At 64.9% G+C, this 13,450-nt stretch carries 12 protein-coding genes; 11 read left to right on the top strand and 1 reads right to left on the bottom strand.

Annotation, left to right across the window (positions count from 1 at the left end; all coding sequences use genetic code 11):
* Window positions 1-69: 69 nt before the first annotated feature.
* From cysS to QX126_RS11880, 4 genes are all read left to right on the top strand, one after another.
* On the top strand, window positions 70-1,479 hold the full coding sequence (gene cysS / locus QX126_RS11895; protein WP_315781084.1) for a cysteine--tRNA ligase: 1,410 nt from the start codon (window positions 70-72) through the stop codon (window positions 1,477-1,479).
* Between the two features lie 113 nt (window positions 1,480-1,592).
* On the top strand, window positions 1,593-2,096 hold the full coding sequence (locus QX126_RS11890) for a GNAT family N-acetyltransferase (protein ID WP_315781082.1): 504 nt from the start codon (window positions 1,593-1,595) through the stop codon (window positions 2,094-2,096).
* Window positions 2,093-3,706: a citramalate synthase gene (gene cimA / locus QX126_RS11885; protein ID WP_315781080.1), complete on the top strand. Its 1,614-nt coding sequence runs from the start codon at window positions 2,093-2,095 to the stop codon at window positions 3,704-3,706. The genes QX126_RS11890 and cimA overlap by 4 nt, the downstream gene beginning before the upstream one ends.
* A 120-nt stretch (window positions 3,707-3,826) precedes the next feature.
* On the top strand, window positions 3,827-4,204 hold the full coding sequence (locus QX126_RS11880) for a VOC family protein (RefSeq protein ID WP_315739658.1): 378 nt from the start codon (window positions 3,827-3,829) through the stop codon (window positions 4,202-4,204).
* 3 nt (window positions 4,205-4,207) lie between these two features.
* Here QX126_RS11880 and QX126_RS11875 read toward each other — a convergent pair whose 3' ends face one another.
* On the bottom strand, window positions 4,208-4,810 hold the full coding sequence (locus QX126_RS11875) for a TIGR00730 family Rossman fold protein (protein ID WP_315739659.1): 603 nt from the start codon (window positions 4,808-4,810) through the stop codon (window positions 4,208-4,210).
* Window positions 4,811-5,052: 242 nt separating this feature from the next.
* On the opposite strand from QX126_RS11875, the gene QX126_RS11870 reads away from it, so the two are divergent.
* From QX126_RS11870 to QX126_RS11840, 7 genes are all read left to right on the top strand, one after another.
* Window positions 5,053-7,023 (top strand): ABC transporter ATP-binding protein/permease, encoded by a 1,971-nt coding sequence (locus QX126_RS11870; RefSeq protein ID WP_315781078.1) that lies wholly within the window; start codon window positions 5,053-5,055, stop codon window positions 7,021-7,023.
* 93 nt (window positions 7,024-7,116) lie between these two features.
* Window positions 7,117-7,851 (top strand): phosphatidylserine decarboxylase, encoded by a 735-nt coding sequence (locus QX126_RS11865; RefSeq protein ID WP_315739724.1) that lies wholly within the window; start codon window positions 7,117-7,119, stop codon window positions 7,849-7,851.
* A gap of 86 nt (window positions 7,852-7,937) precedes the next feature.
* A complete protein-coding gene (locus QX126_RS11860) occupies window positions 7,938-8,828 on the top strand; it encodes a phosphatidylcholine/phosphatidylserine synthase (RefSeq protein ID WP_315739662.1) in 891 nt (296 codons plus the stop codon).
* A gap of 110 nt (window positions 8,829-8,938) precedes the next feature.
* Complete coding sequence (locus tag QX126_RS11855; RefSeq protein ID WP_315739663.1) at window positions 8,939-9,658, top strand: RraA family protein; 720 nt, start codon at window positions 8,939-8,941, stop codon at window positions 9,656-9,658.
* Window positions 9,659-9,957: 299 nt separating this feature from the next.
* Window positions 9,958-12,147, top strand: coding sequence for a hybrid sensor histidine kinase/response regulator (locus QX126_RS11850; RefSeq protein ID WP_315781076.1), 2,190 nt, complete (start codon window positions 9,958-9,960; stop codon window positions 12,145-12,147).
* Entirely contained in the window at window positions 12,144-12,506 is a 363-nt protein-coding gene (locus QX126_RS11845; RefSeq protein WP_315770895.1) for an Hpt domain-containing protein, read from the top strand. The genes QX126_RS11850 and QX126_RS11845 overlap by 4 nt, the downstream gene beginning before the upstream one ends.
* A 165-nt stretch (window positions 12,507-12,671) precedes the next feature.
* Window positions 12,672-13,445 (top strand): motility protein A, encoded by a 774-nt coding sequence (locus tag QX126_RS11840; RefSeq protein WP_315714499.1) that lies wholly within the window; start codon window positions 12,672-12,674, stop codon window positions 13,443-13,445.
* Window positions 13,446-13,450 lie beyond the last annotated feature (5 nt).

The raw sequence follows: 13,450 nt of genomic DNA, 5'->3' as shown, positions 1-13,450 counted from the left end.
ACCCGTTGCGCTTCGTCATGGACTGTCGGTCCGGCGGGGCGGTGAGCACAGGGCATTCGGGGACGGACCATGGACTTGCGTTTGTACGACACCGCGTCGCGGGAGAAGCGCTCCTTCGTGCCGCTCGATCCGAACAATGTCCGCATGTATGTCTGCGGACCGACGGTCTACGACTTCGCCCATATCGGCAATGCGCGGCCCGTGATCGTCTTCGACGTGCTGTTCCGGCTGCTGCGGCATCTCTATGGCAAGGATCACGTCACCTACGTCCGCAACATCACGGACGTCGACGACAAGATCAACGCGCGCGCTGCGCGCGACTTTCCCGGACTGCCGCTGAACGAGGCGATCCGCAAGGTCACGGAGGTGACGGCCAATCAGTTCCACAGCGACGCGGCTGCGCTCGGCAGTCTCCGACCCACCTTCGAGCCGCGGGCCACCGAGTTCGTGCTGCCGCGCCCTGATGGCAAGGCGGATATGGTGACCCTGATCAAGCAACTGATCGCGCGTGGCCACGCCTATGAGGCGGGCGGCGAGGTGTTGTTCGACACCCGGTCAATGCCGGACTATGGCGCGCTATCGGGCCGCAGGCTCGACGAGCAGCTCGCCGGCGCGCGCGTGGCCGTCGATGCGCACAAGAAGAATCCTGCCGACTTCGTGCTGTGGAAGCAATCGTCGGAGGACGAGCCGGGCTGGGACAGCCCGTGGGGCCGCGGCCGGCCGGGCTGGCACATCGAGTGCTCGGCGATGAGCGCCGCCTTTCTCGGTGAGGTCTTCGACATCCATGGCGGCGGACTCGATCTGATCTTCCCGCATCATGAGAACGAGATCGCGCAATCGCGCTGCGCGCACGGCACGTCCGTGATGGCGAACTACTGGCTGCACAATGAGTTCGTCCAGGTCGAGGGCGCGAAGATGTCGAAGAGTCTCGGCAACTTCGTCACCATCCGAGACCTGCTGGCGGACTGGCCCGGAGAGGTGTTGCGCCTCAACATGCTCAAGATGCATTATCGCTCGCCGGCGGATTGGACGGTCAAGGGCCTGGAGGAGAGTGCCAAGACACTCGACGACTGGTATCGCGTCGCGGCCGATGCGCCGGGCGAGCAGCCGGAGCCTGAGATCATCGCCGCCCTCGTCGACGACCTCAACACGCCGCTGATGATCGCAGAGCTGCACGCGTTGCGGAGCCGTGCGGCGTCCGGCGGCGAGATGGATCGCGCTGCCTTTGCAGGCTCGCTTCGTTTTGCGGGCTTCCTATCAGAAACCGTCGCGCAATGGGAGGCGCGAAAGCAGCAGGCCAAAGGCGTCGACGCCGCCAAGGTCGAAAGCCTGATCGCCGAGCGCACCGCGGCTCGCGCGCGCAAGGACTTCAAGGAATCCGATCGCCTCCGCGACGAGCTCGCGGCGATGGGTGTCGTGTTGAAGGATGGCAAGGGCGCCGACGGCAAGCCGGTCACGACCTGGGAGATCGCGCGATGAGCAAGCCCGACACGCCGTTTCCGCGGCACTGGCTGTACTACATCCTGCTCAAGCTGGTTCTGATCGCGGGCGCAGTGGCGCTGGTCACGAAACTCTACGGGATGTGGTGACGCATGGGACAGGCTCTCCCGAGGCCCGCGCTGCGGCCGTTTCTTCCCGCTGATGCGCCGGTTCTGGCCGCGATCTTCGTCGCCAGCATCCAGGAATTGACCGGTGACGATTACAGCGAGGAGCAGCAGGAGGCCTGGGCGTCCGCTGCTGAGGATGAGACGGGTTTCGGCAAGAGGTTGGCGTCCGAGCTCACCTTGATTGCGACCCTGCAGGGCTCGCCGGTCGGCTTCGCCGCGCTGAAGGGAAACGATCACATCGACATGCTCTATGTCCATCCGAACGCGGCGGGGCAGGGCGTCGGGGCCCTGCTATGCGACGCGCTGGAAAAGCTGGCGGGCGCGCGCGGCACGACCGGTCTGTCGGTCGACGCCAGCGACACGGCGGTCGAATTCTTCCGCAAGCGCGGCTACGTCGCGCAGCAGCGCAATAGCGTCTCCATCAATGGCGAGTGGCTCGCCAACACCACGATGAAGAAGACGCTCGGCTCCGGGGGAGCACAGGCATGAGCACGGCAGGCACAAGCAGGGAACGACTTTATCTGTTCGACACCACCCTGCGCGATGGCGCGCAGACCAACGGTGTCGATTTCACGCTGGCCGACAAGCAGGCCATCGCGCGCTTGCTCGACGATCTCGGCATCGACTATGTCGAGGGCGGCTATCCCGGCGCCAATCCGCTCGACACGGAGTTCTTCGCCGCCAAGCCCAAGCTCGGCCACGCCCGCTTCACCGCCTTCGGGATGACGCGCCGGGCGGGACGCTCGGTGTCCAACGATCCGGGCGTAGCAGCGTTGCTGGAGGCCAAGGCGGACGCGATCTGCTTCGTCGCGAAGTCATCCGCCTATCAGGTGCGCGTCGCGCTGGAGACCACCAACGAAGAGAATCTCGCCTCGATCCGCGACAGCGTGACGGCTGCAAAGGCTGCGGGGCGCGAGGTGATGCTCGACTGCGAGCATTTCTTCGACGGCTACAAGGAGAATGCGGAGTTCGCGCTGGCCTGCGCACGCGCGGCACATGAGGCCGGCGCGCGCTGGGTCGTGTTGTGCGACACCAATGGCGGCACCATGCCGCACGAGATCGAGGCGATCGTCGGCGAGGTCGTCAAGCACGTGCCGGGCGATCACCTCGGCATCCACGCCCACAACGACACCGAACAGGCGGTGGCGAATTCGCTTGCCGCGGTGCGCGCCGGCGTGCGCCAGATCCAGGGCACGCTGAACGGGCTCGGCGAGCGCTGCGGCAACGCCAATCTGTGCTCGCTGATCCCGACCTTGAAGCTGAAGACGGAGTTCTCGGATCGCTTCGAGATTGGCGTCTCCGACCAGCAACTCGCCGGGCTGATGAAGGTCTCGCGGACGCTCGACGACATGCTGAACCGCGCGCCGAACCGCCACGCGCCCTATGTGGGCGAGAGCGCCTTCGTGACCAAGACCGGCATTCATGCCTCGGCCGTGCTCAAGGATCCACAAACCTATGAGCACATTCTGCCCGAGAGCGTCGGCAATCGTCGCAAGGTGCTGGTATCGGACCAGGCGGGCCGTTCCAACGTGATCGCGGCGCTGGAGCGTGGTGGCATTCCCTTCACCAAGAGCGATCCGAAGCTGACGCGGCTGGTCGAGGAGCTGAAGGAGCGCGAGGCCGCGGGCTATGCCTACGAGTCCGCCAACGCGTCGTTCGAGCTGTTGGCGCGGCGCACGCTGGGCTCGGTGCCCGAGTACTTCCGGGTCGAGCAGTTCGACGTCAATGTCGAGCAGCGCTACAACGCGCTCGGCGAGCGCGTCACGGTGGCGCTGGCCGTGGTCAAGGTCGACGTCGCTGGCGAGCGGCTGATCTCGGCGGCCGAGGGCAACGGTCCGGTCAATGCGCTCGACGTCGCGCTGCGCAAGGATCTCGGCAAGTACCAGGGCTATATCGATGGTCTGAAGCTGATCGACTATCGCGTCCGCATCCTCAATGGCGGCACCGAGGCGGTCACGCGCGTGCTGATCGAGAGCGAGGACGAAAAGGGCGAGCGCTGGACCACGGTCGGCGTGTCGCCGAACATCATCGATGCCTCGTTCCAGGCGCTGATGGATTCGGTATTCTACAAGCTGGTGAAGTCAGGCGCGCCGGGGTGAGATGGTGTATCCGTCATTGCGAGCGAAGCGAAGCAATCCAGAGTCTTTCCGCGGATCGAGTCTGGATTGCTTCGTCGCTCTGCTCCTCGCAATGACGGAGGAGAGGGCAGGAGGTAACGCATGATCGACCACGTCTCCGTCGGCGTCAGCGATCTCGCCCGCAGCGCCCGCTTCTATGAGCTCGCGCTGGCGCCGCTCGGGATGACGCGCCTGGTCGCGCGCCCGGCGACCATCGGCTTCGGCAAGGCCTATCCGGAATTCTGGATCAATCTGCGTCCCGCGATGGCGCGGGTATCGTCCGACACCGGCTCGCATCTGTGCTTCCGCGCCAGGAGCACCGCCGAGGTCGATGCATTCCATGCGGCGGCGCTGGAGGCGGGCGGTGTTTCAGACGGCTTGCCCGGGCTGCGACCGCATGATCGCGTGCGCTACTACGCCGCCTTCGTGCTCGATCCCGACGGCAACCGGATCGAAGCCGTCACATTTCCCGCGGAGTAGGGATCAGAGCCGCTTGGCGATCTCCGGTGCCATTTCGGTCTCTTCCCTGGCGATGCCGGCGGCAGCCGCGCGCAGGCGCGGCAGGATGTCCTCGACGCGCTCGGCCTTCAAGAGCTCGATCGAGAAGCCGGGGCGGATGAACTCGGTCTCGCGCATATGGGCGAGCAGCGAGAACAGCGGCTCCCAGAAGCCGTCGATGTTGGCCATCAGCACCGGCTTGGCGTGGCGTCCGAGCTGTTTCCAGGTCAACTGCTCGACCAGCTCCTCGAGCGTGCCGATGCCGCCGGGCAGCGCCACGAACGCATCGGAATGCTCGAACATCAGCCGCTTGCGCTCGTGCATGTCGGGCGTGACGATGAGATCCTTCAGCGGCATCATGACTTCCTTCTTCACAAGGAAGTCCGGAATGATGCCGGTGACGTCGCCGCCATGGTCGAGCACCGCCTTGGCAACCGCGCCCATCATGCCGATGGAGCCGCCGCCATAGACGAGCCTGACGCCGTTCTCGGCGAGCGCCTTGCCGAGCGCTTTCGCTGATTCGATGAAGCTGGGATTGGTCCCGGGGCCGGAGCCGCAATAGACACAGACGGTGCGGATTTCAGTCATTGGACGGATGTGACACTGCAGTTGAAAGGCGTCAAGACGAGGGCGGAGGGCGTGGATTCGCGGGCTTTCACGGAATGATGCGGACTGGATGGATCCATTTGCCTGGGAATGGAGTATGCAAATACTGCGCCGCGGCAACGGAATCCGCCGACGCACGGGTGCATCCGGCGCCCGGACACTCTATATGACCAGCAACGCCGGCATCACAACATGCCGAGACACTCGCTGTTCCAGAACGTTAGATGCCGCCCGATTCCTCCTCCGAACCAGCCGCCAGCCAGCCATCGTCCCTCGAGCAGGGAACGCTGGCCGGCACGCTGCGCCATTTGTGGCCCTTCATCTGGCCGAGCGATCGCGCCGACCTGAAGATGCGCGTGCTATGGTCGGTGGTGCTGCTGATTGTGGCGAAGGTCGCGACGCTGGTCCTGCCCTTCACCTTCAAATGGGCGACCGACGCGCTGACCGGCGCCAACACCGCGCCGATTGCGCCCGCCAACTGGGCGTTCTGGCTGGTGGCCTCGCCGCTCGTCATGACGGCAAGCTACGGCGGGATGCGCGTCCTGATGGCGGTGCTGACGCAGTGGCGAGATGGTATTTTTGCCCGCGTCGCCATGCATGCGGTGCGCAAGCTCGCGACCATCACCTTCGTCCACATGCACGAATTGTCGCTGCGCTTTCACCTGGAGCGCAAGACCGGCGGCCTGACCCGCGTGCTCGAGCGCGGCCGCAACGCGATCGAGACCATCGTGCGCATGGTGATCCTGCAGCTGATCCCGACCATCGTCGAGGTCTCGCTGCTGACGGCGGTGCTGCTCTGGCAGTTCGATTGGCGCTACGTGCTGGTCACGCTCACCATGGTCGCAGCCTATCTCTATTACACCTACATCGCGACCGAATGGCGCATCGAGATCCGGCGCCGTATGAACGACTCGGACACCGACGCCAACACCAAGGCGATCGACTCGCTGCTCAACTACGAGACAGTGAAGTATTTCGGCGCCGAGGCACGCGAGGCCGAGCGCTATGACCGTTCCATGGAGCGCTACGAGCGCGCCAGCGTGAAGACCTATACCTCGCTCGCAGTGCTCAACGCCGGGCAGGCCGTGATTTTCACGATCGGGCTGACGGTGGCGATGCTGATGTGCGCCCAGGGCGTGCGCCAGGGTCGCAACACCGTCGGCGACTTCGTCATGATCAACAGTATGATGATCCAGCTCTACCAGCCGCTGAACTTCATGGGCATGGTCTACCGCGAGATCAAGCAGGCGATCATCGACATCGAGAAGATGTTCGGCGTGCTCACGCGCGATGCCGAGGTGAAGGATTCACCCGGGGCGACGCCTTTGGTGGTGACCTCCGGCCATGTCCGCTTCGAGGACGTCCGCTTCGCCTATGAGCCGGAGCGGCCGATCCTGCAGGGCCTGAGCTTCGAGGTGCCGGCCGGCAAGACGGTCGCGATCGTGGGTCCGTCAGGTGCCGGCAAGTCGACCATCTCGCGGCTGCTGTTTCGCCTCTACGACGTCTCCGGCGGCCGCATCCTGATCGACGGGCAGGACATCCGTGACGTCACCCAGGTGTCGCTGCGCGCCCAGATCGGCATGGTGCCGCAGGACACCGTGCTGTTCAACGACACCATCCGCTACAACATCCGCTACGGACGCTGGGATGCCGACGACGCCGCCGTCGAGGAGGCGGCCCGCCTCGCGCAGATCGACGGTCTGATCCGGATGGCGCCGAAGGGGTACGAGACGCAGGTGGGCGAGCGCGGCCTCAAGCTCTCCGGTGGGGAGAAGCAGCGCGTTGCGATTGCCCGCACCATCCTGAAGGGGCCACCGATCCTCGTGCTGGACGAGGCGACCTCGGCGCTGGACAGTCATACCGAGCACGAGATCCAGGAGGCGCTCGATGGCGTGTCGCGCAATCGCACCTCGCTCGTGATCGCGCACCGGCTTTCGACCATCGTGGCGGCCGATGAGATCATCGTGCTCGACCGGGGGCGCATTGCCGAGCGCGGCACCCATGCCGAGCTGCTGGGCAAAGGCGGGCTGTATGCCGGGATGTGGAGCCGGCAGCGCGAGGCCGAGGAGGCGCGCGAAAAACTGGCGCAGATCGGCGACGATGCGGCGGCGCCGAACCGCAATCCGCCGGATCGGAGCGAGCCGGACGCGGTCGGGCCCGATCGGACCGGCCAGGTGGCGAGTGCCGCCGAATGATGCCGCGGACCGCCCTGATCTGAACTCAAGAATGCATTAAGGATTCATTTTGACCTTCGCCGGCCATAGACCTAGTCAAGGCGACGGTCCGCTCTGAGGTCAGAGCGACAACACTCAACGAAGCAGGCCATGTCGATCAGCAATTCCATCCGCGCTCAGATCCCGCCGATCCACCCGGAAGGCTATCCCTTCATCGGGGGATTTGCCCTCGTCAGCCTGATCCTGTTCTGGATATTCACCCCGCTCGGCTGGATCGGCACGCTGCTCACCGTCTGGTGCGCGCTGTTCTTCCGCGACCCGATCCGGGTCACGCCGCAGCGGGAAGGGCTGGTGGTGGCGCCGGCCGACGGGCGCATCTCCATGATCACGCGCGCCCTGCCGCCGGCCGAGCTCGGCCTCGGCGACCGGCCGCTGCTGCGGGTCTCGATCTTCATGAGCGTGTTCAACGTGCATGTGAACCGCAGCCCGGTGGCCGGCCGGATCGAGAAGATCTCCTACCGTCCGGGCGCCTTCATCAACGCCGAGCTCGACAAGGCGAGCGAGGACAACGAGCGCAACTCGCTCGCGATCTCGACGCCGCATGGCCGCATCGGCGTGGTCCAGATCGCCGGCCTCGTGGCGCGCCGGATCGTGTCGTTCGTGCGCGAGGGGCAGACCATCGGGGCTGGCGAGCGCTTCGGCCTGATCCGCTTCGGCTCGCGGCTCGACGTCTATCTGCCTGACGGCACGGAAGTTCTGGTCTCGGAGGGGCAGACGGCCATTGCCGGCGAGACGATCCTGGCCGATTTCGACGTGCCCGTGCCCGGCCTGACCTTCCGGAGCCAGTGAACCGTCGCCGGCCGATGATGACTCATTAAAGGTCCTTGAGGCACCTTCCGACACAAGGTTTCGACCAACCCACACGTGGTGTGATCATGAGCTTCGATCCGAACTCTCCCGAACTGCGCCGGCGCCGTTTCCGCCCGATCCCGGTGCGGCTGCTGGTGCCGAACATGATCACCTTGTTGGCGATCTGCGCCGGCCTGACCGCAATCCGGCTGTCGACCGAGGGGCGGATGGAGCTCGCCGTCGGCGCCATCGTCTTCGCTGCCTTCCTGGACGGCATCGACGGCCGCATCGCCCGCATGATCAAGGGCCAGTCGAAGTTCGGCGCCGAGCTCGACAGCCTGGCCGATTTCGTCAATTTCGGCGTGGCGCCCGGCCTGATCCTGTATTTCTGGCAGCTCCATGAGCTGCGCGACGGCGGCTGGATCGCCGCCATGATGTACGCCATCAGCGGCGGCCTGCGGCTGGCGCGCTTCAATGCCAGCATTGACGATCCCAACAAGCCGCCCTTCGCCGCCAATTTCTTCACCGGCGTGCCGGCCCCGCTCGGCGCCATCACGGTGCTGCTGCCGGTCTATCTGGCGTTCCTGGATCTGCCGAGGCCGCCGGCGCTGGTGACGGCTTTCTACACGCTGCTGATCGCCTTCCTGATGGTGTCGCGGCTGCCGGTGTTCTCCGGCAAGACCACGCGGATGCGCGTCTCGCCCGAACTCGTGCTGCCAGTGTTCGCCTCGGTGGTGTTCTTCGTGGCGCTGCTGGTGGTCTATCCCTGGCACATCCTGTCGGCAGGATCGATCCTCTACATCCTGAGCCTTCCGTTCGGCTGGCGGCTGTATCGGCAGCAGGCGGCGCGGCACTCCGCGGTTCTTGGTGCCGCGGCTGCAGCGCCGCACGCCTCGTCTTCATCCGCGACGGCTTTTGCGCCGACCGGCGCGCCAGCGGCGGAGCAGGGGCAGCGGCCGCCGGAACGGCTGCACTGAGCGCAGGGCCCCAAGACCCAGCGCGCGCTTTGCCGGCTTCGGCGCCTCAGTTATACCGGATGGCCAAGGACGGCCGCGAATGCCGTCCGCATCATCCGGAGAAAACGCCCGTGACAAGCACTGCCGCCGCGCCCCTCGCTGCTTCCGTTCTCGAGGCGCTCGCGCGCTACGATACGCCGACCATCTGCAACGCGATGGAGATCGTGGCGCCCGAACGCCGCCTGGTCGGCTACACGACCAAGCCGCTGGTGTGTCCGTTCCCCGATCTGCCGCCCATGGTCGGCTACGCGCGGACGGCGACGATCCGGTCCGTCGTCAAATCGGGTCTGCCGGCGGACGAGCAGGCGAGGCGGCGCACAGACTACTACGAATATGTCGGCACCGGTCATGGTCCCCGCATCGTCGTGATCCAGGACATCGATGGTCCCGACATCGGCTACGGCGCGTTCTGGGGCGAGGTGCAGAGCAATGTCCACAAGGCGCTCGGCTGCCTCGGCGTGATCACGGATGGATCGATCCGCGACATTCCGCAATGGGCTGCCGGCTTCCAGGCTCTGGCGGGCTCGATCGGTCCGTCGCATGCATGGGTGCATGCCGAGAGCTTCGGCGGCGAGGTCCGCGTCGCCGGCATGACCGTGCGCTCGGACGATCTGATCCACTCCGATCGCCATGGTGCGATCGTCATCCCGGCCGACATCGCGGCGAAGCTTCCCGAGGCGGCCGAACTGTGCGCGCGCCGCGAAACGCCGATCCTGGAGATCGCGCGGTCGGCGGATTTCTCGCTCGAGAAGCTCAAGGCCGCCTTGAAGCGGTCGGCGGAGATTCATTGAGCCTCGCTTCGCTCCGGTCCCAATGAGCGAGAGCCGTACCGCTCGGCGGTGCGGCCCGGCTGGTTCGGGCCCTGCGCAGGGCCGCTCGCCGAACTGCGACGCTGCAACCGCATCCGGATGACTACGGGGTGACGGCCGAGCTTCCGCGGAAAATGTCCAGCGTGGTGGCGAATGACCCGCAAACAGGCCGGGATCCGCCGAAGGTTAAGCGGCCGTCGCTCGTTGAGAAGATTTTATCCATCAAGCTTTACCTGATGGCCAGCCTGTCCCGATAGGCATGTCGCCCGAGGGCGAAGGACATGCGCAGGCTGATATCGAAATCGAGGCCGTTGTTCGGGCGGCTCGACCGGACCGTCGACAAGATGGTTCGGCTGATCGGACATTTCGGCAGCGCCGCGATCGGCCTCTCGGCGATCGCCCTGGTGTGGGCCGGCATCTTCTACACGATCTCCGAAGAGCATACTCGCACCGAGCAGTCGGCGCTGAAGAACGGCGCCAACCTGGCCCGCGCGTTCGAGGAGCAGATCATCCGCTCGATCCGCGCGGCAGATCAGACCTTGCTCTACGTCCGCGACTCCTATGCCAGGGACCCGCACAACTTCGACATGTCGCTATGGTCGAAGAACAGCCAGTTCCTGTCCGACTTCTCGTTTCAGGTCGTCGTGATCGGAAAGGACGGCATCATGCTGTCCAGCAACATCGATCCGAACATGCGCGGCCTCGACCTGCGCGACCGCGAGCACTTCCGCGTTCATGCCGGCGGAAAGGATGATTTTCTCTTCATCAGCAAGCCGATCTTCGGCCGCGTCTCCAACAAATGGTCGATCCAGCTGACCCGCCGCATCATCATGCCGGACGGTTCGTTCGGCGGCGTCGTCGTGGTCTCGCTCGATCCCGAATATCTGTCGAGCTTCTATAATTCGGTCGATCTCGGCAAGAAGGGCAATGTCACGCTCCTCGGTCTCGACGGCATCGTGCGCGCACGGGCCTCGGCCGGCCCGGGAGGCGTGGGATCCTCGCTCGCCGGCAGCCCGGTGATGAGCGCCATTCAGCACAGAAGCAACGGCTTCTACACCTTCAAGAGTCTGATCGACGGCGTCACGCGCATCTACTCGTTCCAGCGCATCAAGGATCTGCCGCTGGTGGTCATTGTCGGTCAGGCCTCCGAGGAGATCTTCAGCGCCTTCAAGCTCAACCGCGATCGTGATCTGCTGGTCGGGGCGTTGCTGACGGTGGTCATCGGCATCATCACGATCCTGATCGCGCGCTATCAGGCGGGGCTTGCCGCCTCACGTGATGCCGCCGAGGCAGGTACGCGGGCGCGCTCCGAATTCCTGGCGATGATGAGCCATGAGATCCGCACGCCGATGAACGGCGTCATCGGCCTTGCCGATCTCTTGCTGTCGGCGGACCTCGGGCCGGAGCAGCGCAAGATCGCGACGACCTTGCGCGAGTCGGCCGACTACCTGTTACAGCTGCTCAACGACGTCCTCGATTTCTCCAAGCTCGATGCCGATCGTCTGGAGATCGAGCACATCGAGTTCGACCTGCACCGGTCGGTGACGGCGACCGCCGAACTGCTGGTGTCCCGCGCCAAGGAAAAGGGTCTGCAGCTGACCACCTCGATCGCGCCGGAAGTGCCGAGCTACGTGGTCGGCGATCCCGCGCGATTGCGCCAGGTGCTGTTCAACTTGGTCGGCAATGCGCTCAAATTCACCGAATCGGGCGGCGTCCATGTCGATGTCCGTGCCGAGAACCTTGCCGGGCCGAACCTGACGCTGGTGTTCTCGGTGGCCGATACCGGCGTCGGCATTCCCGCAGACGCCGTCAGCCGGCTGTTCAAGCAGTTCTCGCAGGTCGACAATTCCATCTCGCGCCGCTTCGGCGGCACCGGTCTGGGGCTCGCGATCTGCAAGCGCCTCGTCACCTGCATGGGCGGCGACATCAAGGTGCAGAGCAAGGTGGGCGAGGGCAGCACCTTCACCTTCTCGATCCAGGTTCAGCCGCAGCCGGACGTCGAGCAGGTCAGCGCGCACGAAGCGACCATCGCGCCGGTCGGCGAGACGATCGCCGAGGAACGTCCGGCCAGCCTCGAGCCGCTGAAGATTCTCGTTGCCGAGGACAATCTGACCAATCAGTTCGTCGTCAAGAAGCTCCTGGACAAGCTCGGTCACCGCTACGACATCGTCGAGAACGGAACGCAGGCGATCGCGGCCGTGCAGAGGCAGAGCTACGATCTCGTGCTGATGGACATGATGATGCCCGAGATGGACGGGCTCACGGCGACGCGGATGATCCGCTCGCTGCCGCCGCCTGCCCAGGACATCTACGTTATTGCCCTGACGGCCAACGCCACCAGCCAGGATCATCTGGCGTGCACGGAGGCCGGCATGAACGACTTCGTGACCAAGCCGGTCACGCGCGATCGACTGAATGCCGCTCTGCTTCGCGCGGTCGCTGCTACACACAAGGAAAGGCTCTTCGCATGACCGACTTGGTGCAATTCGACGAATCCGTCTATCAGACCCTGGTCTCCGAGCTCGGCGAGGAGGATGCGCTGGAAGTCCTGCGCACGTTCCTCGACGATACCTCGGGAAAGTTCGGCACGCTTGCCGCCAAGTTCGAGGATCGCCTCGAACTGAGGCGCGAGGCGCATTCGATCAAGAGTTCGTCGGCGACGTTCGGTTTTTCGGCGCTGTCGCGCCTGTCGCGCGAACTCGAGGTCGGATCGTCGACGATGGAGCCGGCGCAGATGCTGGAGATGATCCACAAGATGCAGCGATCATTCGATCAGTCAGCCGTCTTCGCCGCGGCTAACCTGCTCAAGTCCGGAGCGTCAGCCGCTTGAGCGAGGTCGGCGTGGTCTGCGGCGCTGCTGTTTACCTTTCATTATGCCTACCGAATTCAGTAACTCGTCCTTAATGGCGGACATTTAGGGTCGTGACACGCGGTCCAGAAGCACCGCGTCGGTCCGGCAGGGTCCGTGGTTTGCGTACGCGGGTGGAGTTGACTCATGGATATTATGACGAGTGCGGGGCTCGTGGCTGGCGTGATCGTCATCGCGACGATGATGCTGCTGGGCGGCGATCTCGAGATGTTCGTCAGCGAGCACGCCGCAATCATCATCTTCGGCGGTTCGATCGCAGCCACCATGATTCGCTTCCCGCTGGGCGTCATGCTGCACGGCGTTCCGCTTGGAATGAAGTACGCTTTCACCATGAGCCGCCTGTCGGCCCGCGAGCTCGTCGACGAGCTCGCCCGCATTGCCGAGATCGCGCGCAAGCAGGGCCCGGTCGGCCTGGAAAAGGTCGAGACCGACGAGCCGTTCCTCGCCAAGGGAATCCGCTACGTGGCCGACGGCTACGATCTCGAATTCATCCGCGACAATCTCGAGCGCGACCGCGACAATTTCCTGATGCACCTGGACGAAGGCAGCAAGATCTATCGCGCCATCGGCGACTGCGCCCCGGCGTTCGGCATGGTCGGCACGCTGATCGGCATGGTGCAGATGTTCGCCAACATGACCGACCCCTCGAAGCTCGGCCCGTTCATGGCGACCGCGCTGCTCGCGACTCTGTACGGCGCGTTGGTGTCGAACCTGATCTGTCTGCCGATCGCCGACAAGCTGCATGGCAAGCTGCTGGACGAGGAAACCAACCGGACGCTGATCATCGACGGAATCCTGATGATCCGTGACTCCAAGAGCCCGGCCCTGGTCCGCGAAATGCTCCTGGCCTATCTGCCCGAGAAGCATCGCCACGCCGAAGGCGAGCCCGTGCCGGCCTGATCGGC

It is taken from the genome of Bradyrhizobium sp. SZCCHNPS1003 (genome assembly GCF_032381555.1).
Taxonomy (GTDB): domain Bacteria; phylum Pseudomonadota; class Alphaproteobacteria; order Rhizobiales; family Xanthobacteraceae; genus Bradyrhizobium.
The sequence above is the reverse complement of the archived record's forward strand: the minus strand, read 5'-3'. Positions and strand labels throughout refer to the sequence as shown.